The organism is Cupriavidus sp. FW305-27 (assembly GCF_058787995.1).
In genome coordinates this window covers 29,353-50,695 of sequence record NZ_JBYTAG010000018.1, presented here as the reverse complement: position 1 = coordinate 50,695, position 21,343 = coordinate 29,353, and the positions used below count along the sequence as shown (strand labels likewise).

At 68.1% G+C, this 21,343-nt stretch carries 20 protein-coding genes; 16 read left to right on the top strand and 4 right to left on the bottom strand.

The window, feature by feature from the left end; all coding sequences use genetic code 11:
- The first annotated feature begins 105 nt into the window (after positions 1–105).
- From AC3WRI_RS11310 to AC3WRI_RS11295, 4 genes are all read left to right on the top strand, one after another.
- Positions 106–1,356, top strand: coding sequence for a lipoprotein-releasing ABC transporter permease subunit (locus AC3WRI_RS11310; protein ID WP_010809011.1), 1,251 nt, complete (start codon positions 106–108; stop codon positions 1,354–1,356).
- A complete protein-coding gene (lolD, locus tag AC3WRI_RS11305) occupies positions 1,349–2,089 on the top strand; it encodes a lipoprotein-releasing ABC transporter ATP-binding protein LolD (protein ID WP_011614915.1) in 741 nt (246 codons plus the stop codon). The genes AC3WRI_RS11310 and lolD overlap by 8 nt, the downstream gene beginning before the upstream one ends.
- A 12-nt stretch (positions 2,090–2,101) precedes the next feature.
- Positions 2,102–2,941: a TatD family hydrolase gene (locus AC3WRI_RS11300; protein ID WP_492293339.1), complete on the top strand. Its 840-nt coding sequence runs from the start codon at positions 2,102–2,104 to the stop codon at positions 2,939–2,941.
- 175 nt (positions 2,942–3,116) lie between these two features.
- Positions 3,117–5,531, top strand: a complete 2,415-nt coding sequence (locus tag AC3WRI_RS11295) for a DNA internalization-related competence protein ComEC/Rec2 (protein WP_492293338.1) — start codon at positions 3,117–3,119, stop codon at positions 5,529–5,531.
- A 2-nt stretch (positions 5,532–5,533) separates the two neighbouring features.
- Here the strand turns inward: AC3WRI_RS11295 and AC3WRI_RS11290 are convergent, their stop codons facing one another.
- Together AC3WRI_RS11290 and AC3WRI_RS11285 are read right to left on the bottom strand one after the other, a co-directional pair.
- On the bottom strand, positions 5,534–6,481 hold the full coding sequence (locus tag AC3WRI_RS11290) for a MurR/RpiR family transcriptional regulator (RefSeq protein WP_011614917.1): 948 nt from the start codon (positions 6,479–6,481) through the stop codon (positions 5,534–5,536).
- 43 nt (positions 6,482–6,524) lie between these two features.
- Positions 6,525–6,737 carry a hypothetical protein gene (locus AC3WRI_RS11285; protein ID WP_136227752.1) on the bottom strand — a complete coding sequence of 71 codons (213 nt, stop codon included), beginning with the start codon at positions 6,735–6,737 and terminating at the stop codon, positions 6,525–6,527.
- On the opposite strand from AC3WRI_RS11285, the gene edd reads away from it, so the two are divergent.
- The 12 genes from edd (at position 6,736) to ftsB (ending at position 19,725) form a co-directional block, all read left to right on the top strand.
- Positions 6,736–8,631 carry a phosphogluconate dehydratase gene (gene edd, locus AC3WRI_RS11280; protein WP_011614918.1) on the top strand — a complete coding sequence of 632 codons (1,896 nt, stop codon included), beginning with the start codon at positions 6,736–6,738 and terminating at the stop codon, positions 8,629–8,631. The two genes, AC3WRI_RS11285 and edd, sit on opposite strands and share 2 nt — an antisense overlap.
- Positions 8,632–8,781: 150 nt before the next feature.
- Entirely contained in the window at positions 8,782–9,288 is a 507-nt protein-coding gene (locus tag AC3WRI_RS11275) for a gluconokinase (protein WP_037024362.1), read from the top strand.
- A 334-nt stretch (positions 9,289–9,622) separates the two neighbouring features.
- Complete coding sequence (locus tag AC3WRI_RS11270; protein ID WP_010809004.1) at positions 9,623–11,098, top strand: circularly permuted type 2 ATP-grasp protein; 1,476 nt, start codon at positions 9,623–9,625, stop codon at positions 11,096–11,098.
- A 67-nt stretch (positions 11,099–11,165) separates the two neighbouring features.
- Positions 11,166–12,119, top strand: coding sequence for an alpha-E domain-containing protein (locus AC3WRI_RS11265; protein WP_010809003.1), 954 nt, complete (start codon positions 11,166–11,168; stop codon positions 12,117–12,119).
- 47 nt (positions 12,120–12,166) lie between these two features.
- Positions 12,167–13,006 carry a transglutaminase family protein gene (locus AC3WRI_RS11260; RefSeq protein WP_193385847.1) on the top strand — a complete coding sequence of 280 codons (840 nt, stop codon included), beginning with the start codon at positions 12,167–12,169 and terminating at the stop codon, positions 13,004–13,006.
- Positions 13,007–13,121: 115 nt separating this feature from the next.
- Entirely contained in the window at positions 13,122–13,943 is an 822-nt protein-coding gene (locus AC3WRI_RS11255) for a proteasome-type protease (RefSeq protein ID WP_492293337.1), read from the top strand.
- A gap of 21 nt (positions 13,944–13,964) precedes the next feature.
- On the top strand, positions 13,965–14,771 hold the full coding sequence (locus AC3WRI_RS11250; protein ID WP_010809000.1) for an alpha/beta fold hydrolase: 807 nt from the start codon (positions 13,965–13,967) through the stop codon (positions 14,769–14,771).
- A 139-nt stretch (positions 14,772–14,910) separates the two neighbouring features.
- Positions 14,911–16,563, top strand: coding sequence for a CTP synthase (pyrG, locus tag AC3WRI_RS11245; protein WP_010808999.1), 1,653 nt, complete (start codon positions 14,911–14,913; stop codon positions 16,561–16,563).
- Between the two features lie 28 nt (positions 16,564–16,591).
- Entirely contained in the window at positions 16,592–17,461 is an 870-nt protein-coding gene (gene kdsA / locus AC3WRI_RS11240) for a 3-deoxy-8-phosphooctulonate synthase (protein ID WP_010808998.1), read from the top strand.
- Positions 17,462–17,543: 82 nt separating this feature from the next.
- On the top strand, positions 17,544–17,837 hold the full coding sequence (locus AC3WRI_RS11235) for a DUF1330 domain-containing protein (RefSeq protein ID WP_058696912.1): 294 nt from the start codon (positions 17,544–17,546) through the stop codon (positions 17,835–17,837).
- An 88-nt stretch (positions 17,838–17,925) separates the two neighbouring features.
- Positions 17,926–19,215: a phosphopyruvate hydratase gene (eno, locus tag AC3WRI_RS11230; protein ID WP_010808996.1), complete on the top strand. Its 1,290-nt coding sequence runs from the start codon at positions 17,926–17,928 to the stop codon at positions 19,213–19,215.
- A 168-nt stretch (positions 19,216–19,383) separates the two neighbouring features.
- Positions 19,384–19,725 (top strand): cell division protein FtsB, encoded by a 342-nt coding sequence (gene ftsB / locus AC3WRI_RS11225; protein ID WP_010808995.1) that lies wholly within the window; start codon positions 19,384–19,386, stop codon positions 19,723–19,725.
- A gap of 55 nt (positions 19,726–19,780) precedes the next feature.
- Here ftsB and AC3WRI_RS11220 read toward each other — a convergent pair whose 3' ends face one another.
- Together AC3WRI_RS11220 and hslO are read right to left on the bottom strand one after the other, a co-directional pair.
- A complete protein-coding gene (locus AC3WRI_RS11220; protein ID WP_011614921.1) occupies positions 19,781–20,203 on the bottom strand; it encodes a hypothetical protein in 423 nt (140 codons plus the stop codon).
- A 104-nt stretch (positions 20,204–20,307) separates the two neighbouring features.
- Complete coding sequence (gene hslO, locus AC3WRI_RS11215) at positions 20,308–21,309, bottom strand: Hsp33 family molecular chaperone HslO (protein WP_492293336.1); 1,002 nt, start codon at positions 21,307–21,309, stop codon at positions 20,308–20,310.
- Positions 21,310–21,343: the final 34 nt, after the last annotated feature.

Sequence of the window (21,343 nt, the reverse complement as noted above, 5' to 3'; positions counted from 1 at the left end):
GCGCCAGTCTTGCGAGAGGCAGGCGGCGCACCCGATGGCCCGCATGCGTGCCGCCGGCGCCCCTCCACCGGGCACCGGCGCTTTCCCGAAACAACAGGAATCCTCTTGAACTTTCCCTACGAGTGGCAGATCGGCTGGCGATACACCCGCGCAAGCAAGCGCGCCAGCCGCAACACCTTCATTTCGTTCATCTCGATGATCTCGATGTTCGGGATCGCCCTTGGCGTGGCCGCGCTGATCGTGGTGCTGTCGGTGATGAACGGCTTCCAGAAGGAAGTGCGCGACCGCATGCTGTCGGTGCTGGCGCATATCGAAGTGATCGGCCCGTCGGCGCTGCCGGACTGGCAGAAGACCGCGGCCGAGGCCTTGCAGAACAAGGAAGTGACCGGCGCCGCGCCCTATGTCGCGGCCCAGGCCATGCTGACCCGCGACGACGCCGTGCGCGGCGTGCTGCTGCGCGGCGTGGAGCCGTCGCAGGAGCCCAAGGTCTCCGACATCGGCAGCCAGTTCCGGGCCGGCAGCATGACGGCGCTGGAGCCGGGCGGCTTCGGCATCGCGCTGGGCAACGAGCTGGCCAACGCCATGGGCGTGCAGGTCGGCGACAAGGTCACGCTGGTGGCGCCGCAGGGCACCATCACGCCGGCGGGCGTGCTGCCGCGGCTCAAGCAGTTCACCGTGGTGGGCGTGTTCTCGTCCGGGCACTTCGAGTTCGACAGCGCGCTGGCGCTGGTCAACATGCATGACGCCGAGACCCTGTTCCGCCTGAGCGGCCCCACCGGCGTGCGCCTGAAGCTGCAGGACATGCAGCGCGCGCCGCAGGTGGCCAACGAGCTGGCCGGCACCATGTCGGGCGAGCTCTACCTGCGCGACTGGTCCAAGCAGAACCGCAACTGGTTTGCCGCGGTGCAGACCGAGAAGCGCATGATGTTCATCATCCTGACGCTGATCATCGCGGTGGCCGCGTTCAATCTGGTGTCGACCCTGGTGATGACCGTCACCGACAAGCAGGCCGATATCGCCATCCTGCGCACCATGGGCGCGCAGCCGGGCTCGATCATGAAGATCTTTATCGTGCAGGGCGTGGCCATCGGCTTTATCGGCACCGTCCTGGGCGTGGCCGGCGGCACGCTGATCGCCACCAATATCGACGTGATCGTGCCTTTCATCGAGCGGCTGCTGCACGTGCAGTTCCTGCCGCGCGACATCTATTTCATCAGCGAACTGCCTTCGGATCCCCGCGTGAACGACATCGCCACCATCGGCATCATCTCCTTCGTGCTGGCCACGCTGGCCACGCTCTATCCCAGCTGGCGTGCCGCCCGCGTCAACCCGGCGGAGGCGCTGCGCTATGAGTGAAGCCGTGTTGCATGCCGAGACCCCCACGCCCGCCGCGGACCAGCCGCGCACCGGCTCGCCGGTGCTGGTGGCCGAGGGCCTGACCAAGCGTTTCCGCCAGGGCGAACTCGACGTGGACGTGCTGCGCGGCGTCGATGTGCGCGTCGATGCCGGCGAGAAAGTTGCCATCGTCGGCGCCTCGGGCTCGGGCAAGAGCACGCTGCTGCATGTGCTGGGCGGGCTGGATGAGCCCGACTCCGGCCGCGTCGCGCTGCTCGGCAAGCCCTTCACGGCGCTGCGCGAGCGCGAGCGCAACGTGGTGCGCAACCGCCAGCTGGGCTTCGTCTACCAGTTCCACCACCTGCTGCCGGAATTCACCGCGCTGGACAACGTGGCCATGCCGATGCGCATCCGCGGCCTGACCCAGCATGACGCGCGCGGCGTGGCGCAGGCCATGCTGGAGCGCGTGGGCCTGGGCGGGCGCGCGAAGCACCGCCCGGGCGAGCTGTCCGGCGGCGAGCGCCAGCGCGTGGCGATCGCGCGCGCGCTGGTGGGGCAGCCGGCCTGCGTGCTGGCCGACGAACCCACCGGCAACCTCGACGACCACACCGCCGGCGGCGTCTATGACCTGATGCTGGAACTGTCGCGCACGCTCGGCACCAGCTTCATCATCGTCACCCATGACCTGGACCTGGCCGGACGCTGCGATCGCGTGCTGCGGCTGCGCGACGGGCACCTGCACCAGGAACGCTGAGCGGGCCGGCCCATGTGGATCGACACCCACTGCCACCTCGACGCCAGCGAGTTCGACGCTGACCGCCAGCAGGTGGCCGACGCGGCCGAGGCCGCCGGCGTGCGCGGCATCGTGGTGCCGGCGGTGGCAGCGAGGAACTTCGAGGCAGTGCGCGCGCTGGCGCGCCACGATGTGCGCTGCGTCTATGCACTCGGCATCCATCCGCTGTGCTCGCCCGGCGCCGGCCAGGCCGACCTTGACACGCTGCGGCGCGAGGTGGCGGCGAGCATGGGCGACCCGCGCTTTGTCGGCATCGGCGAGATCGGGCTCGACTTCTTCGTCGCGGGGCTGGATGCTGAGCACCAGACCTGGCTCTACGCGGAGCAACTGAAGATTGCGCGCGAATTTGACCTGCCGGTGCTGCTGCATGTGCGCAAGTCGCAGGACCAGGTTGGCGCGCAACTGCGCAAGCTGGGCGTGAAGCGCGGCATTGCCCACGCCTTCAACGGCAGCAATGAACAGGCGCGGCGCTTTGTCGAGCAGGGCCTGAAGCTCGGCTTCGGCGGCAACGTCACTTTCAGCCGTGCGCGGCAGATCCGCCGGCTGGCGACGGAGCTGCCGCTGGAGGCGCTGGTGCTGGAAACCGACGCACCCGACATGGCGCCGGCGTGGCTGTCTGACGATCAGTTCGGCGAACAGCACAAGGCGCGCAACACGCCGGCGGAGGTGGCGGGCGTGGCGCGTGTGATGGCTGAATTGCGCGGCATCGATGCGATGACGCTGGCGCACGCGACATGGCGCAACGCCGTGGATGCGATGCCGCGGCTAGGAACCTTTGCCGAAAGCATGGCGCCACGACCGGGCCTGAGGTAGACAGGACTTCGCCGGTCAGACTTCGTCGATGCGCCCGCTCTCACCCCATCCGAATCACCGGCGTGCTGTACTGAATCCAGTCACACAACTTCACTTCCTCCTGACAGCCTGACAAGGTTCCAGCCCCACTGCGGCGGTACAACCGTCTCTGTGCAGAACACGCAGGAGAGTTGTGGTGCGCTGGTTCGTGGTGGCTTTCGTCGCGGGATGCTGGACGCTGCAGCAGCAGTCAATGCTGCCGCCGCAGGATGGCCTGCGCCTCGGTGCTGTGGCGCTGACATTGGTCGCTCTCGGCATCGCCTTGTGGGGTAGGCGCCTGCACGTCGTGCTGCATGGCCTGGCGCTTGCCGGGCTGGCGTTCGGCGCCGCCTTCTGCTGGGCGGCCTGGCGGGCCGAACTGCGCATGCGCGACTGGCTGCCGGCCACGCTGGAGGCGCGCGACCTCGACGTGCGCGGCGTGGTGTCGGGGCTGCCGGCGGATGCCGCCACCGGGACGCGTTTTGCCTTGACTGTGGAGCAGGGTGATGCGGGCCAGCCTCTGCCGCGCCGCGTGATCCTCAACTGGCGTGGCGCACCGCCCGACCTGCGTCCCGGGCAGCGCCTCACGCTGACCCTGCGCCTGCGGCGTCCGCGCGGACTCGCCAATCCTTTTGGTTCTGACTACGCCTATTGGCTGCTGGCGCAGGGCTATGGCGCCACCGGCTATGTGCGCCGCGCACAAGGGCCGCCGCAGGACGCGTCCGCGGAGCGGCTGGCATGGCGCATTGAGGCCGTGCGCGCCGCCGTGCGCGATCACCTGCGCGCGGCGCTGCCGGCCGATGCGCGCTTTGGCGCAGTGCTGACCGCGCTGGTCATTGGCGACCAGCGCGGTATCGATGCGGACGACTGGCAACTGTTCCGGCGCACCGGCGTCAGCCACCTGGTCGCGATCTCCGGGCTGCATATCACCATGATCGCCGGCATGGCGGCGTCGCTTGCCGGGCTGTTGTGGCGGCATTCGTTCGGACTCGGCCGCTGGCTGCGCCGGCCGTTGCCGCTGTGGCTGCCGGCCCGGCAGGCCGCGCTGGTGGCGGCCGTGGCCAGTGCGCTGGCTTACGGCCTGCTGGCCGGCATGCAGGTCCCGGCGCTGCGCACCGTGGCCATGCTCTGCGTGGCGGCCATTGCGGTATGGAGTGCGCGTGCGCCGCCCGCCTCGGTGGTGCTGGCGTGGGCGGCGCTGGTGGCATTGCTGCTGGATCCGTGGGCGGTGATGTTGCCCGGCTTCTGGCTGTCCTTCGGCGCGGTGGCCGTGATCTTCTTCGCGGCCCGGCCCGGCCGGGATGCTTCGACGGAAGGGCGTTGGCAACGCCTGCGGTCCGTGCTCGCCGCCGGGGCGCGCACGCAGTGGGCCGTGACCATCGGGCTGGTGCCGCTGACGTTGCTGCTGTTCGGCCAGGTATCGGTGGTGTCGCCGTTGGCCAATGCGGTGGCGATCCCGGTCGTCAGCCTGCTGGTGACGCCGCTGGCTTTGCTCGGCGCCGCCTTGCCGATGGCGCTGGCCGGGCCGGTGCTGGCGGTGGCCCACCTGGCTATGGTGGCGCTGGCCGCGGTGCTGGGCTGGCTTTCGGCGCTGCCATGGGCGATGTGGGAAGCGGCCAGCGCGGGGCCGTTGGCGCTGGTGCTGGCGGCGCTCGGTGTCGGGCTGCTGGTCGCGCCGGTCGCCACCGCGCGCGCGCGCCTGCACGGCGGGCTGCTGATGTTGCCGATGCTGCTGGCGCGCGGCCCGCCGGTTGCGCATGGCGAGTTCCGCGCGGTGATGCTGGACGTGGGGCAGGGCACGGCGGTGCTGGTGCGAACGCGCGCCCATGCGCTGCTGTATGACACCGGGCCGTCTTATGCGTCGGGATCCAGCGCCGGTGCGCAGGTGGTGGTGCCATTGCTGCGGGGCGAGGGGGTTGGCCGGATCGACCACCTGATGGTCAGCCATGAGGACACCGACCATGCCGGCGGCGTGGCGGACATCACGGCGGCGGTGGCCGTGTCCGCGCGCAGCACCGGAGCGCCTGCCGGTCACGTTCTGCTTGGGTCGGCGGCCAATGACTGGTCGCCATGCGCGGCGGGCCAGCAATGGGAGTGGGACGGCGTGCGCTTTACCGTGCTGCATCCGCTCGCGGAGCAGGCGCAGCAGGCAGCCATTGCCAGCAATGCGCGCAGCTGCGTGCTGCGCGTGGATGCGGCGGCGCACAGCCTGCTGCTGACCGGAGACATCGGCGTGGCGCAGGAGCGTGCGTTGATCGACAGGTTGCCGGCCGAGGTGCTGCGTGCCGACGTGCTGGTGGTGGCCCACCATGGCAGCGGCACCTCATCCGGTGCAGCCTGGCTGGAGGCAGTGCGCCCGTCGGCGGCGGTGTTCCAGCTGGGTTATGCCAACCGCTATCGCCACCCGAGCGGCGAGGTGTGGGAGCGCTACGGCCGCGCGGGCGTCCTGCGCTACCGGACCGATGAAACCGGCGCGGTGACCATGGACACTGCGCCCGGGGGCTTTGCGTTGTCGGTGTTCCGGCAGGCGCAGCCGCGCTACTGGCGGGCGCGGCCGCCGGCGCCGCGTTAGCGTCAACTGGCCTTGCGGCGGCGCGTGCGGGTGGCGGGCAGCGCGGGCGTGGCTGGCTCGGCTGCGGCGGGCCTGGCGCGGTTTCGTGCCGGCGGTACTGGCCGGGCCGGCTCCGCACCGGCAATGCGTCGTTCGCGCAGATGCGCCTTGGCGCGCTGCAGGCGGGGGGCGACGGTGTCGGCGCGCGCAAGCGCCACGCCGGCGGCCAGGACGTCGCCCAGCACCAGGTGGCTGATGCGCGAGGTCATCGGCGTGTAGACCTCGCTGTCTTCCTCGACGTCGGAAAACACGCAGACGTCAGCCAGCCGCGCCAGCGGCGAGCCGCTGTGCGTGATTGCCAGCACGCTGGCGCCGCTGCTGCGCGCCAGCGTGGCGGCGGTCAGCATGTCCCAGGTGCGGCCGCTGTTGGAGACCAGCACGGCCACGTCGCCACGGGCGAGCAGCGCGGCCGACATGCTGAACACGTGCGGGTCGGAATACGCAACCGTCGGCATGCCCAGGCGGAAGAACTTGTGCTGGATATCCAGCGCGACGATGCCGGAGTTGCCGCAGCCGTAGAACTCGATGCGGCGCGCGCCGGCGAGCAGCTGGATGCCATGCTCGATCTGGTCGGCCGACAGCGCATTGCGCACGCTCATCAGCGTGGCAATGGTGCGGTCGAAGACCTTGCCGGCGATGTCCGCGGGGCGGTCGTCGGCCGCGACGTCCTGGTGCACGAAGGGCGTGCCGCCGCCAACGTTCTGCGCGAACTGCAGCTTGAATTCGCGGAAGCCGTCGTAGCCCAGCGCCGCGCAGAAGCGCGCGATGGTGGGCTGCGACACGCCGGCGCGCTCGGCCAGCTCGGGCATCGACAGCCGGATCACGGCGGCGCCATGCCGGGCGACATAGTCGGCCAGGCGGCGTTCAGAAGGGCGGAGCGTGTCGTAGACGGCTAGGATTCGGTCGCGCATGGCGGCGGGAGGCAGTGTCGGGGGTTGCGGATATGTAGAGATTCTACATCGGATGGCGCCGCATCTTGCCCGAAATGGTGCGTCGCCCGCCCTCGGGGTTTGCCCTGATTCCGGGAATTTCTGCGCAATTGTGATGCATGAGCGGGTCGACGGCGTGCTCGCGCTCGGTATAATGGCGGCGATCTGTAGAAAATCTACATGCGATGGCGCGGCATTGCCGCGCCGCCACCAAGCCCACAAGGAACGTCTCCGCCATGCCTTCTGCCGTCCATGCCGAGCTTCTTGCCGTCACCGAGCGCATCGTCGCGCGCAGCCGCGCCAGCCGCGCCGCCTACCTTGCCCGCTGCGAGCGCGCGCAGGCTGAACTGGGGCCGCTGCGCGGCATGTCCTGCGCCAACCTGGCGCACGGCTTTGCCGCATTGCCGGCCAACGACAAGCTGAAGCTGCGCGTCGACCATGCCCCCAACCTGGGCATCGTCACCGCGTACAACGACATGCTGTCGGCGCACCAGCCGTACGAGCGCTACCCCGCCGTGATCCGCGAGGCCGCGCGCGCGGTGGGCGCGGTGGCGCAGGTGGCGGGCGGCGTGCCGGCGATGTGCGACGGCATCACGCAGGGCAACCCGGGCATGGAGCTGTCGCTGTTCTCGCGCGATGCGATTGCGATGGGCACCGCGGTGGCGCTGTCGCACAACACCTTTGATGCGGCGCTGATGCTGGGCGTGTGCGACAAGATCGTGCCCGGCCTGCTGATGGGCGCGCTGCAGTTCGGCCACCTGCCGATGGTGTTCGTGCCGGCGGGCCCGATGGCCAGCGGGCTGCCCAACAAGGAGAAGGCGCGCGTGCGCCAGCTCTACGCCACCGGCCAGGTCGGGCGCGATGCGCTGCTCGAAGCCGAATGCCAGGCCTACCACGGCGCCGGCACCTGCACCTTCTACGGCACCGCCAACAGCAACCAGTTCCTGATGGAAATCATGGGCCTGCACCTGCCGGGCGCGGCCTTCGTGCACCCGGACAGCGGCCTGCGCGATGCGCTGACCGCGGCGGCCGCGCAACGCGCGATCGCCCTGCGCGCGCGCGGCGACGAATACCTGCCGCTGGCGCGCATCGTCGACGAGCGCGCCATTGCCAACGCCATGGTCGGCCTGCTGGCGACCGGCGGCTCCACCAACCACACCATCCACCTGGTGGCGATGGCGCGCGCCGCGGGCATCGTCATCGACTGGAACGATTTCGACCTGCTGTCGCGCATCACGCCGCTGCTGGCGCGCGTCTACCCGAATGGCTCGGCCGATGTGAACCACTTCCATGCCGCGGGCGGCGCCGGTTTCGTCATCCGCGAACTGCTGCAGGCCGGCCTGCTGCATGAGGACGTGCAGACCGTGGCCGGCCCCGGGCTGGCCCGCTATGCGCAGGAGCCGGTGATGGCCGACGGCGTGCTGCGCTGGCGCGACGGCGCGGCGCACAGCGGCGACGCGCAGGTGCTGGCGACGGTCGCGGAGCCTTTCTCGGCCGAGGGCGGGTTGCGGCTGATGCAGGGCAACCTGGGCCGCGGCGTGATCAAGGTCTCGGCGGTGGCGCCGGAGCACCGCGTGGTCGAAGCCCCGGTGCGGGTGTTCGATGCGCAGGAGGCGCTGCAGGCGGCCTTCGATGCGGGCGAGCTGACCGGCGACCTGGTCGCGGTGGTGCGTTTCCAGGGGCCGAACGCCAACGGCATGCCCGAGCTGCACCGCCTGACCCCGGTGCTGGGCGCGCTGCAGGACGCCGGCCACAAGGTGGCGCTGGTGACCGACGGCCGCATGTCCGGCGCGTCGGGCAAGGTGCCGGCGGTGATCCACGTTGGCCCCGAGGCGCTGGCCGGCGGCGCGCTCGCGCGCGTGCGCGACGGCGACCGCATCCGTGTCGATGCCGTTGCCGGCACGCTGCAGTGGCTGGGCGACGAACGTGAATTCGCGGCGCGCGAGCTGGCCGCGGCGCCGGACGACGATTTCGCGCAATTCAGCCTGGGGCGCGGCCTGTTCGGCCTGTTCCGGCGCCACGCGCGCATCGCGGAAGAGGGCGGCAGCGCACTTGACCTGTCCGAGGCGGATGTTGGGGCCGGCGCAGGCGGGCGCCAACGTACCGCAGCGGCGCAAACCGTCGCACAATAGCCAGGCCTGAGGCCGATTTTCCCCTGAAGTTCCCTGCGGGGCGGCAGCGCCCCCCCGACGTCTTTGCGCCGCCGCAAGGACGTCCAGCTGGACCGACAAGGACAGACAAGGATGGCGACACCATCCGATACCAAGACCGACGGAGCAGACATGATCTATATCCTGATGGGCGTTTCCGGCAGCGGCAAGACCACGGTCGGCCAGTTGCTGGCGCAGCGACTGGGCTGCGGCTTCCATGACGCCGATGCATTCCACAGCGACGCCAACAAGGCCAAGATGCACGCTGGCGTCCCGCTGACCGACGAAGACCGCTGGCCATGGCTGGCGGCCATGCGCGCCGCCATCGACGCGGCCCGGGCCGAAGGCCGCACCCATGTGTTCACCTGCTCGGCACTGCGCCAGGCCTACCGCGACCGGCTGACCCCGCCCGACGGCGGCGTGACCTTCGTCTTCATGAAGGGCGATGCATCGCTGATCGGCACGCGCCTGTCCGCGCGCACGGAACACTTCTTCAACCCCGACCTGCTGCAAAGCCAGTTCGATACGCTGGAAGAGCCCAGCGACGCGCTGGTGCTCGACATCCGCCAGTCGCCCGAGGCGCTGGTCGCCACCATCCTGCAGGCCACGGTGCCGCAGGGCGCCGGCGCGGCGCGCTGACCTGCTGACCTCGCCGACCGTTCCGGCCGGCCCCGTTCCCGTGCAGCCCGCAAGCGGCCGCCAGCCTGGCTGGCGGCCGTTTTTGCGTGCGCTGGCAGACATCTTGCTAGTTCACTTTCCGTGCCGGCCGGCACCCGCCAGCTTGCGGGTTTCGCCGGTACGGGTATGCTGAAAGGGCCAGTGACTCGACAGTATCGCCGTGAGCGTCCCGAACGGGCAGGCGCGGCGGGCTGGGGACGGGAAAGCCAGGGCAAAACCAGGGCAGCCGGTAGCGACCACGAAGTCGCAGTGAAGCGGTAGCACCGGAAGCCCGCGACATGGAGGAACGGCCATCATGGCGGGGCGGTATTTCGACGAGATGCTGGACTGGCGCACGGACGGGGCGCAATGGGTTATCCAGGCGGGGCAGGCGTTGCCTGAAGGCGCGGTGCGCCCGCATTACCGGCATTTCGCTGACTGGCTGGCGCGGCAGTCTGAAGGCACGATGGGCAACAAGCGCGCCGAGGCCGACCTGATCTTCCGGCGCGTGGGCATTACCTTTGCCGTCTACGGCGACAAGGATGAAGCCAACAGCGGCACCGAACGCACCATTCCGTTCGACGTGATCCCGCGCATCTTCCCGGCGAACGAATGGGCGCTGCTGGAAAAAGGGCTGCGCCAGCGCGTGGCCGCGCTCAACCGCTTTGTCCACGATATCTACCACGGCCAGGACATCATCCGCGCCGGCGTGATCCCGCCCGACCAGATCTACAACAACGCCCAGTACCGGCCCGAGATGCTCGGCGTCAACGTGCCGCACGACATCTATGCGCACGTGGCCGGCATCGACGTGGTGCGCGCCGGCGAGGGCGAGTTCTACGTGCTGGAAGACAACCTGCGCGTGCCCTCGGGCGTGTCGTACATGCTGGAAAACCGCAAGATGATGATGCGGTTGTTCCCGGACCTGTTCGCGCGCAACCGCGTGGCGCCGGTGGCCCACTATCCTGACCTGTTGCTCGACATGCTGCGCGGGGTGTCGCCGCAGGCCATTGCCGATCCCACCGTGGTGGTGCTGACGCCGGGCATGTACAACTCGGCCTACTTCGAGCATGCCTTCCTGGCGCAGCAGATGGGCGTGGAACTGGTCGAAGGCAGCGATCTCTTCGTCGAGGACGACCACCTGTTCATGCGCACCACGCAGGGCCCGCAGCGCGTCGACGTGATCTACCGCCGCGTCGACGACGACTTCCTCGACCCGCTGGTGTTCCGCCACGATTCCTCGCTGGGCGCGGCCGGCTTGCTGTCGGTCTACCGCGCCGGCAACGTGACTATCTGCAACGCCATCGGCACGGGCGTGGCCGACGACAAGTCGATCTATCCGTACGTGCCCGACATGATCCGCTTCTACCTGGGCGAAGAGGCCATCCTCAGCAACGTGCCGACCTATATGTGCCGGCGCCCGGACGACCTGCAGTACGTGCTGGACCATATGGAAGAACTGGTGGTCAAGGAGACCCACGGCGCCGGCGGCTACGGCATGCTGGTCGGCCCGGCCGCCACGCGGGCCGAGATCGATGCCTTCCGCGAAGTGGTGAAGGCGCGCCCGGAGCAGTACATCGCGCAGCCGACGCTGGCGCTGTCGACCTGCCCGACCTATGTGGAGTCGGGCATCGCGCCGCGCCATATCGACCTGCGCCCGTTCGTGCTGTCGGGCAAGGAGGTGCGCATGGTGCCTGGCGGGCTGACCCGCGTGGCGCTGCGCGAGGGCTCGCTGGTGGTGAATTCCTCGCAAGGGGGCGGCACCAAGGACACCTGGGTGCTGGAACGATGAACGCGAACCACATGATGACCGCCGCAACGACCGCCATGGCGACCGCCGCCACGCCAGGAGAGCCCACATGCTGAGCCGCACCGCCGACCACCTGTTCTGGATGGCCCGCTATACCGAGCGCGCGGAGAACACCGCGCGCATGCTCGACGTCAACTACCAGACCTCGCTCCTGCCGCAATCGGCCGAGGTGGCCGAGCAGGGCTGGTGGGCCATGCTCGATATCTCGGAGCTGACCGATGTCTTCGACCACAAGTACGGACTGCTGTCGCGCGACGATGTGATCGACTTCATGGTGCGCGACATGACCAACGCCTCGTCCATCATGAGCTGCCTGCGCGCGGCGCGCGAGAATGCGCGCGCGGTGCGCGGCTCGCTGACCACCGAGGTCTGGGAGACCGTCAACACGACCTGGCTGGAGGTGCAGCGCCTGATCGCCGACGGCGTGCTGAAGGAGGACCCGTCGGCGTTCTTCGAATGGGTCAAGTTCCGCTCGCACCTGGCGCGCGGGGTCCAGTTCGGCACCATGCTCAAGGACGATGCCTTCCACTTCATGCGGCTGGGCACGTTCCTGGAGCGCGCCGACAACACCGCGCGGATCCTCGACGTCAAGTTCCAGGCATCGGGCAGCGACGAGAGCGATGCCAACCGCGACCAGAACGATTTCTATCACTGGGCCGCGGTGCTGCGCTCGGTCTCGGGCTTCGAGGTCTACCGCAAGGTCTATCGCGCGGTCATTACGCCGCAGCGCGTGGCCGAGCTGCTGATCCTGCGGCCCGACATGCCGCGCTCGCTGGTGTCGAGCATGGACGAGGTGGTGGCCATCCTGCATACGGTGCGCAACCAGCAATCGGCGGAAACCGAGCGCCAGGCTGGTAAACTCCACGCCGACCTGAAGTACGCGCGCATCGACGATATTTTCGCGGTCGGCCTGCACGCGTACCTGACCAGCTTCCTGGAGCGCATCGGCGATCTCGGCAATGGCATCAGCCGGGACTTCCTCGTGCCGCTGCTGGCTGCCTGAAATGGGCCGCCGGCAGCCTCCATGTGCCGCCGCCGCGCCCTGATACCGTGAAATACAAGATCCACCACCATACTGTTTACCGCTACGCCGAGCCGGTGCGCCGCAGCGTGCACGAAGTGCGGCTCGAGCCGCGTTCGGGCCCGCTGCAGACGGTGCACCGCTGGCAACTGGTCGCGCCTGGCAATCCGTCGGCGGCGCGCGACGGATTCGGCAATATCGTGCACAACTTCACGGTGGCCGGACCGACCGGCACCATCTCGATCGAAGCCAGCGGCGAGGTGGAAGTGCTGCCGCCGCATGGCGACCTCGACCGGGACGGCCACCATGCGTTCTGCGACGCTCCGCCCCCCGGCGAGTCCCGGGTGTCGCCGCTGTACTTCCTCGGCAGCACGCCACTGACCTCGGCTCCGCCGGAGATGCAGGCGTTTGCCGCGCCGTTCCTGGCGGCCGGGCACGAGATTCCGGCGCTGCTGGCGTTGGCCCAGGGGATTGCGGAGCGGGTGCGCTACAAGCCCAACACCACTGACGTCGGCACCTCGGCGGCCGAGGCCTTCAGCCTGGGCAGCGGCGTGTGCCAGGACCAGGCGCAGGTGATGGTGGCGGCGTGCCGGGCGCTCGGTATCCCGGCACGCTATGTGAGCGGATACTTCTACGATCCGGCCGCGATCGAGATGGCCAGCCATGCCTGGGCCGACGTATGCCTGGACCCGGCGCGCGAGGTGTGGTGCAGCGTCGACATCACCCACGGCTGCCTGACCGACGAGCGTCATATACGCCTCGCGGTGGGGCGCGATTATGCGTCGGCTGCACCAGTCAGGGGCATCCTGGAAGGGGGGTCCGGCGAGACGCTTGAAGTTGATGTGAGCATCACGCCGCTTTTTACCTGATTAGGTGCCTGATTCCAGACAGGGCGCGGTGCCGCAATACGGGCGCTAGAATCCCGGGTATGCAGGCCATCGGCTGGCCACTTCCGGCCGCCGCAAAGCACACCAAAACAAGACCATGACTTACTGTGTAGCCATGCGGCTGGATGCCGGCCTGGTATTCCTGTCCGATTCCCGCACCAATGCGGGGGTAGATGCCATCTCCACGTCGCGCAAGATGACGGTGTTCGAAGAGCCCGGCGACCGCGTGATGGTGCTGATGACCGCCGGCAACCTGGCGATCAGCCAGTCGGTGCGCCAGATCCTGGCCGAGAACCATGACGAGAAGCGCTCGCTGTGGACCGCGCGCGACATGTTCGAGGCCGCTTCCATCGTCGGCGAGGCGGTGCGCCAGGTGCACAAGCGCGATGCGCATGCGCTGCGCGATGCCGGCATCGAATTCAATGTCAGCCTGACCTTCGGCGGCCAGGTGCGCGGTGAACGCGTGCGGCTGTTCAACATCTACGCGGCCGGCAATTTTGTCGAGGCCACGCCCGAGAACTGCTACTTCCAGATCGGCGAGGCCAAGTACGGCAAGCCCATCATCGACCGCGTGGTGCACCCGTCGCTGCCGCTGGCCGAGGGGGCCAAATGCGCGCTGATCTCGATGGATTCGACGCTCAAGTCGAATATCTCGGTCGGCCTGCCGCTGGACCTGCTGGTCTATGAGGCCGATACGCTGTGCGTGACGCGCTTCGTCAACATCGACGAGCGCAACGCCTACTTCCGCATGATCCGCGACACCTGGGGGCAGCGCCTGCGCCAGGTCTTCGGCGAGATCCACAATCCCGAGTGGGATCCCGGCGCGCCCGCGGAATTCTCGCTGGCGCGTCCCGGCGAGGCCGACCGCTGGGGCCAGCCGGTGCGCGCCAAGCGCAATCCGTCGCGTACCCAGGACTGAGGCCGGGCGAGGAAACAAGCGATGCGCGAGATCATTCATTTTTCCCATGCCAACGGCTTCCCGGTGACCACCTACCGCAAGCTGTTCGGCGAACTGGACGGCGACTTCGAATTCCGCGCCGTGGACCGCTACGGGCACAAGCCTGAATTCCCGGTGACGCGCGGCTGGCCGCACCTGGTGGAGGAGCTGCTCGGCGAGATCGACCGCCAGTACCACGAGCCGGTGTGGCTGGTGGGCCATTCGCTGGGCGGCTTCCTGTCGCTGATGGCGGCGCTGCGGCGCCCGGAGCGCGTGCGCGGCGTGGTGATGCTGGATTCGCCGATCATTGCCGGCTGGCGCGCGTCGCTGCTGAAGACCGCCCAGATGTTCGGCATGGACGAAAAGCCCGGCCCGGCGGCGGTGACCAAAAACCGGCGCACCCACTGGCCGGACGCCGAGGCGGTCTGGGAACACTTCCGCGCCAAGCCCAACTTCGCGGTGTGGGACCAAGAGGTGCTGCGCGACTACGCCATCCACGGCACCGAGCCGACCGGCAAGGACAACGAGCGGCGGCTGCGCTTTGACCGCGAGGTCGAATACTGGATCTACCGCACGCTGCCGACCAGCCTGGGGCGCAAGGTGGCGCGCGGCGCGCCGGTGCCGGTCGGCTTTGTCGCCGGCACGCGTTCGCGCGAGGTGCGCCAGTGTGGGCTGGGTGCCACCCGCAAGCTGGTCGGCCCGAATCTGCGCTTTATCGAGGGCGGCCACCTGTACCCGATGGAGCGGCCGCAGGAGACGGCGCAGCTGGTGCGCGACCTGATCGGCGCGATGCGCCGCGAGGGGCGCTGAGGCGGGGTGCGGCGCATGCGCCGCAACGCACCGGGAAAGCCTGTTGCAGCCCCGCCGAGGAGGGGTGCTGTCACAATTTCCGGGTCGGCGGGAATCGGGCTCTCATGTATAATCCCGATTTCCCCGGCAAGCTCGGTTTATGACCAAATTCGTCTTCGTCACCGGTGGCGTCGTCTCTTCTCTCGGCAAGGGCATCGCTGCTGCCTCGCTCGCGGCCATTCTTGAGTCGCGCGGCCTCAAAGTCACCCTCCTCAAGCTAGATCCCTACATCAACGTCGATCCCGGCACGATGAGCCCCTTCCAGCATGGCGAGGTGTTTGTCACGGAAGACGGTGCTGAAACCGACCTCGATCTCGGCCACTACGAGCGTTTCGTCTCGGCCAAGATGCGCAAGTCGAACAACTTCACCACGGGCCAGATCTACGAATCGGTGATCCGCAAGGAGCGCCGCGGCGAATACCTGGGCAAGACCGTGCAGGTGATCCCGCATATCACCAACGAGATCCAGGCCTTTGTCGAAAGGGGCGCCGCGGCGTCGCACGACGGCAAGGCCGACGTGGCGCTGGTGGAAATCGGCGGCACCGTGGGTGACATCGAATCGCTGCCGTTCCTGGAAGCCGCGCGCCAGATGAGCCTGCGCATGGGCCGCAACCACTGCGCCTTCGTGCACCTGACGCTGGTGCCGTTCATTGCCAGCGCTGGCGAGCTCAAGACCAAGCCGACCCAGCACTCGGTGCAGAAGCTGCGTGAAATCGGCATCTCGCCGACCGCGCTGCTGTGCCGCGCCGACCGCCCGATCCCGGACGACGAGCGCGCCAAGATCTCGTTGTTCGCCAATATCCCGCAAGACGCCGTGATTTCGGTGTGGGATGCGGACAGCATCTACAAGATCCCGCAGATGCTCAACGAGCAGGGCCTGGACCGCCTGATCTGCGAGGAACTGCGCCTGGATCCCAAGCCCGCCGACCTGTCGATGTGGCAGAAGCTGGTCAACGCCCAGGAAAATCCCGAGCACGAGATCACCATCGGCATGGTCGGCAAGTACGTCGACCTGACCGAGTCGTACAAGTCGCTGATCGAGGCCCTGCGCCACGCCGGCATGCACACCGCCACGCGCGTCAACATCGAGTACATCGACTCCGAGGAACTGGAATCGGGCCACCTCGAAGTGCTGGCCCCGCTCGACGCCATCCTGGTGCCGGGCGGCTTCGGCAAGCGCGGCACGGAAGGCAAGATCCGCGCGATCCAGTACGCCCGCGAGAACAAGATCCCGTACCTGGGCATCTGCCTGGGCATGCAGCTGGCCGTGATCGAGTTTGCCCGCCACCTGGCCGGCATGACCGATGCCAACTCGACCGAGTTCAACCTGGAAACCGAACACCCCGTGGTCGCGCTGATCACCGAGTGGGTGGACCGCGAAGGCAAGGTCGAGCAGCGCTCGGCCGATTCCGACCTGGGCGGCACCATGCGCCTGGGCGCCCAGCGCGTGCCGGTCAAGGAAGGCACCAAGGCAGCGACGATCTACGGCGCCGAGGTCAATGAACGCCACCGTCACCGCTACGAGGTCAACAACCACTACGTGCCGACGCTGGAAAAGGCCGGCATGGTGATCTCGGCGCGCACGCCGACCGAGAACCTGCCGGAAATGATGGAGCTGCCCGAGTCGATGCACCCCTGGTTCGTCGGCGTGCAGTTCCACCCGGAATTCACCTCGACGCCGCGTGACGGCCACCCGCTGTTCAAGGCCTACGTCGAAGCCGCGCTGGCCAGCCAGCAGCGCAAGGGCGCGTAAGCCCCGGCGGCAAGCAGGAGAGACAGTCATGAAACTCTGTGGATTCGAGGCCGGCCTCGACAAGCCGTTCTTCCTGATCGCCGGTCCGTGCGTGATCGAGTCGGAGCAGATGGCGCTGGATACGGCCGGCGAGCTCAAGGCCATCACCGCCGAACTGGGCATCCCGTTCATTTACAAGTCGTCGTTCGATAAGGCCAACCGTTCGTCCGGCAAGTCGTTCCGCGGCCTGGGGATGGAGAAGGGCCTGGAGATCCTGGCCACCGTCAAGCGCGAGATCGGCGTGCCGGTGCTGACCGACATCCACGAGATCGACGAGATCAAGCCCGTCGCTGCCGTGGTGGACGTGCTGCAGACGCCGGCCTTCCTGTGCCGCCAGACTGATTTCATCCGTGCCTGCGCCCAGAGCGGCAAGCCGGTGAACATCAAGAAGGGCCAGTTCCTGGCGCCGCATGACATGAAGAACGTGATCGACAAGGCGCGCGACGCCGCGCGCGAAGCCGGTCTGCCTGACGATGTCTTCATGGCCTGCGAGCGTGGTGTCTCGTTCGGCTACAACAACCTGGTGTCCGACATGCGCTCGCTGGCGATCATGCGCGAGACCGGTGCCCCGGTGGTGTTCGACGCCACCCACTCGGTGCAGCTGCCGGGCGGCCAGGGCACCAGCTCGGGCGGCCAGCGCGAGTTCGTGCCGGTGCTGTCGCGCGCCGCCGTCGCCACCGGCGTGGCGGGCCTGTTCATGGAAACGCACCCGGACCCGAGCAAGGCCATGTCCGATGGCCCCAACGCGGTGCCGCTGTCGCGCATGAAGGAACTGCTGGCCGTGCTCAAGGACCTGGACACGCTGGTCAAGCGCGCCGGTTTCCTGGAAGACAACTTCGGCTGGCCGGCCTGCGCCTGAGCAGGCCCGGTCTTGTCACCACCGCAATGCCGGTGGTGACAAACCATATCGAAAGACAATACAAAAAATCGGGAGATTCTCCATGGCCGCGGGCTATATCATCGCCTACGTCGACGTGACCGACCCCCAGCAGTACGAAGAATACAAAGTGCTCTCGAGCAAGGCCATGCAGGTCCATGGCGCCGAGGTGCTGGTGCGCGGCGGCAAGACCGAGCCGCTGGAGGGCGAGTGGGCGCCGACCCGCGTCGTGGTGCTGAAATTCCCCAGCTATGAAGCCGCCAGGTCGTTCCATGACGGCGAAGCCTATCGCGCCGCCCGCAAGGCGCGCGAGCACGCGGCAAAGATGAACATGATCGTGGTGGAAGGCGCTGCCTGAGGGTTGTCGGGCAGTTTGACATGCGCCTGACACGGGCACAGGTTGAAGTAATCAGCAGCAGCAAGAATCAACAGTCAGAGAGGAATTCATGAGTGCAATCGTAGATATCATCGGTCGCGAGGTTCTCGACTCGCGCGGCAACCCCACCGTCGAATGCGACGTGCTGCTGGAATCCGGCGTGATGGGCCGTGCGGCAGTGCCGTCGGGCGCCTCGACCGGTTCGCGCGAAGCCATCGAACTGCGTGACGGCGACAAGTCGCGTTACCTGGGCAAGGGCGTGCTGAAGGCCGTCGAGCACATCAACACTGAAATCTCCGAAGCCATCATGGGCCTGGATGCCTCCGAGCAGGCCTTCCTGGACCGCACCCTGATCGACCTCGACGGCACCGAGAACAAGGGCCGGCTGGGCGCCAACGCCATGCTGGCGGTGTCGATGGCCGTTGCCAAGGCCGCCGCTGAAGAAGCCGGCCTGCCGCTGTACCGCTACTTCGGCGGTTCGGGCGCGATGCAACTGCCGGTGCCGATGATGAACATCGTCAACGGCGGCGCGCACGCCAACAACAGCCTGGACATCCAGGAATTCATGATCATGCCGGTGTCGCAGACCAGCTTCCGCGAAGCCCTGCGCTGCGGCGCCGAGATCTTCCACGCGCTGAAGAAGATCCTGGCCGACAAGGGCATGTCCACCGCGGTCGGCGACGAGGGCGGCTTCGCCCCCAACTTCTCGTCCAACGAGGAATGCCTGAACACTGTGGTGCAGGCCATCGAGAAGGCCGGCTACCGTGCCGGTGAAGACGTGCTGCTGGCGCTGGACTGCGCCGCCAGCGAGTTCTACCACGAAGGCGAAGGCGTGTACCAGCTGGAAGGCGAAGGCCTGAAGCTGTCGTCGACCCAGTTCGCCGACTACCTGGCCAACCTGTGCGACAAGTTCCCGATCGTGTCGATCGAGGACGGCATGGCCGAAGGCGACTGGGACGGCTGGAAGACGCTGACCGAGAAGCTGGGCACGCGCGTGCAGCTGGTGGGCGACGACCTGTTCGTCACCAACACCAAGATCCTGAAGGAAGGCATCGAGAAGGGCATCGGCAACTCGATCCTGATCAAGATCAACCAGATCGGCACGCTGACCGAAACCTTCGCCGCCATCGAGATGGCCAAGCGCGCCGGCTACACCGCCGTGATCTCGCACCGCTCGGGCGAGACCGAAGACAGCACCATTGCCGATATCGCCGTGGGCACCAACGCCGGCCAGATCAAGACCGGCTCGCTGTCGCGCTCGGACCGCATGGCCAAGTACAACCAGCTGCTGCGCATCGAGGAAGACCTCGGCGATATCGCCAGCTACCCGGGCAAGGGCGCGTTCTACAACCTGCGCTGACACCTTGCCCTGCCGTTCCCGCTTGCGCGGGAGCGGCAGCAAGCGGATGGAATGGCGGGGGCCGGGATTCCCTGGCCGCCGCCGTTTTTGTATCGAAATCTGCCTGGCAATTGCCTTCCGGGCTGAGTTCGCAGATCATTGTGCGGAATTTCCTGTCCGCCATCTTTCATGCGCCTGATCTCGCTGCTGTTGTTTGTGCTGCTGCTTGCCATCCAGTACCCGCTCTGGCTGGGCAAGGGCGGCTGGCTGCGCGTGTGGGACCTGAACCGGCAACTGACCGAGCAGGGCACCCGCAACCAGACGCTCAAGCTGCGCAACGCCAAGCTGGAAGGGGAAGTCGCCGACCTGCAGGACGGCACCGGCGCGATCGAGGAACGTGCCCGCTATGAGTTGGGCATGGTGAGGGAAGGCGAGGTCTTCGTGCAGTTTGTCGCGCCGGCGCCCAAGGTCAGCGCGACACCGCCGTTGCCGCCGCCGGCGAATTCGGTCGCCGGAAGAGGTGGCCACTAAGGGGCGCCTTGCCTCTCGCTGTCGGTGGGCTTGCATCCAGCCCGCCGCCTGCCTGTCACCACCAGCCGTACGGATAACCGCCCCAGCCCCAGCCGGGCATGCCGACGCTGACGCCGCCGCCCCAGTGGCCACCACCCCATCCCCCGTAATACAGGTTCCAGCTGGTGTTCGGATAGCCATAAGCCGCGCGCGCGGCCGCGGCCTGCTGGTCGAGCGCGATCGCGGCGGCCTGCTCGCGCAGTATCTGCTGGTTCAGCGTGTCGAGCTTCTGCTTGTCGTCGGCCGTCAGCGGCGCTGGCGGGATGGCGTTGGGCGCCAGCCGCGCCGTGGGCGGCGAGCCGTTGACGTCGCGCGGCAGCTCTGCGCAGCCTGCGGCCAGCAGCAGTGCGCCGGTCGCGGCGCAGGCGGCAAGGCAGCGCAGCACGGCCGGCACGATGGCGGGAGATTCAGGCAGGGAGGGGGTGGCTCGGGCGGACATGGCTGTACTCAGGCTTGCTTGGGGCAGCTGGATGCTGCCATCGTACAGCCGTTGGACAGGACGGCAAGGCGGTTGTTTCCGCCGTGCCGCCCCGCGCCTGCCGCTCAGTGGTGCTGGTGCGCGCCGGCACCGGCGCCGGTGGCGATATGGGTGGCCGAGAACAGCTGGGCGCAGTCGACCGGATCAAACTCATAGCGCAGGCCGCAGAAGTCGCAGTGGATCTCGACCTGGCCGCGCTCGGCGATGATGCCTTCGATCTCTTCCTGGCCCAGCGACTGCAGCATGCCGGCCACCTTGGGGCGCGAGCAGGAGCAATGGAAATGCGGCGTCAGCGGCTCAAACACGCGCAGGCCGGCGGCCTGCAGGTCTTCCCAGAACAGGCGGCGCAGCAGGGTGTCGGGGGTCTCGGCCAGCAGTTCGTCGGCCTTGAGCGTGGCGCCCAGCTGCACGGCGCGGTCCCAGGTGTCCAGGTCCTGCGCGCGGGCATGGCTGGCCAGCGGCGCGCCGGTCTCGCCGACTTCCGCGGTGCCGCCGTAGGCCGGCAGCTTCTGCAGCAGCATGCCGGCGGCGACGTGGTCGTCCGCCGCCAGCCACAGGCGCGTGTCGAGCTGCTCGGACGCCTGCATGTAGTGCTCCAGCACGGCGCTGATCGAGCCCAGCGGGCCATGCGCGTCGGCCAGCGGCACGATGCCCTGGTACGCCTGCTGGCCCGGCAGCTTGTCCTTCGGATCCAGCGTGATGGCAAAGCGGCCGTGGCCGTGGGCGTTGACCATCTGCGCCAGCGTGGCGTCGTCGGCGATGTGCGCGCCCTCGGCCAGCTTGGCGGTGGCGCGCATCGACAGGTCGGACAGGCATTCCACCACCAGCATGCGCACCGGGCCGTCGCCGTGCAGCTGCATCACCAGCGCCCCGTTGAACTTCAGGTTGGCCGACAGCAGCGCCGCGGCGGCCATCATCTCGCCCAGCAGCCGGCGCACCGGTGTGGGGTAGCTGTGGCGGCCCAGCACTTCTTGCCAGGTGGCTTCCATGCGCACCAGCTCGCCGCGCACGGGAGCCGCGTCGAACAGGAATTTCTGCAGGGTGTCGGGGGTGGTGGTATCGGTCACAATAATCTGTCGATGATTCGGTAAGTGCCGCCGC

What these genes read in the sequence shown, in the direction of transcription:
- lolD (WP_011614915.1), top strand. Translation starts at nt 1,349, where the DNA reads ATGAGTGAAGCCGTGTTGCATGCCGAGACCCCCACGCCCGCCGCGGAC.
- AC3WRI_RS11300 (WP_492293339.1), top strand. Translation starts at nt 2,102, where the DNA reads ATGTGGATCGACACCCACTGCCACCTCGACGCCAGCGAGTTCGACGCT.
- AC3WRI_RS11290 (WP_011614917.1), bottom strand. Translation starts at nt 6,481, where the DNA reads ATGCGCGACCGAATCCTAGCCGTCTACGACACGCTCCGCCCTTCTGAA.
- edd (WP_011614918.1), top strand. Translation starts at nt 6,736, where the DNA reads ATGCCTTCTGCCGTCCATGCCGAGCTTCTTGCCGTCACCGAGCGCATC.
- AC3WRI_RS11285 (WP_136227752.1), bottom strand. Translation starts at nt 6,737, where the DNA reads ATGGCGGAGACGTTCCTTGTGGGCTTGGTGGCGGCGCGGCAATGCCGC.
- AC3WRI_RS11275 (WP_037024362.1), top strand. Translation starts at nt 8,782, where the DNA reads ATGATCTATATCCTGATGGGCGTTTCCGGCAGCGGCAAGACCACGGTC.
- AC3WRI_RS11270 (WP_010809004.1), top strand. Translation starts at nt 9,623, where the DNA reads ATGGCGGGGCGGTATTTCGACGAGATGCTGGACTGGCGCACGGACGGG.
- AC3WRI_RS11265 (WP_010809003.1), top strand. Translation starts at nt 11,166, where the DNA reads ATGCTGAGCCGCACCGCCGACCACCTGTTCTGGATGGCCCGCTATACC.
- AC3WRI_RS11255 (WP_492293337.1), top strand. Translation starts at nt 13,122, where the DNA reads ATGACTTACTGTGTAGCCATGCGGCTGGATGCCGGCCTGGTATTCCTG.
- AC3WRI_RS11250 (WP_010809000.1), top strand. Translation starts at nt 13,965, where the DNA reads ATGCGCGAGATCATTCATTTTTCCCATGCCAACGGCTTCCCGGTGACC.
- pyrG (WP_010808999.1), top strand. Translation starts at nt 14,911, where the DNA reads ATGACCAAATTCGTCTTCGTCACCGGTGGCGTCGTCTCTTCTCTCGGC.
- kdsA (WP_010808998.1), top strand. Translation starts at nt 16,592, where the DNA reads ATGAAACTCTGTGGATTCGAGGCCGGCCTCGACAAGCCGTTCTTCCTG.
- AC3WRI_RS11235 (WP_058696912.1), top strand. Translation starts at nt 17,544, where the DNA reads ATGGCCGCGGGCTATATCATCGCCTACGTCGACGTGACCGACCCCCAG.
- eno (WP_010808996.1), top strand. Translation starts at nt 17,926, where the DNA reads ATGAGTGCAATCGTAGATATCATCGGTCGCGAGGTTCTCGACTCGCGC.
- ftsB (WP_010808995.1), top strand. Translation starts at nt 19,384, where the DNA reads ATGCGCCTGATCTCGCTGCTGTTGTTTGTGCTGCTGCTTGCCATCCAG.
- AC3WRI_RS11220 (WP_011614921.1), bottom strand. Translation starts at nt 20,203, where the DNA reads ATGTCCGCCCGAGCCACCCCCTCCCTGCCTGAATCTCCCGCCATCGTG.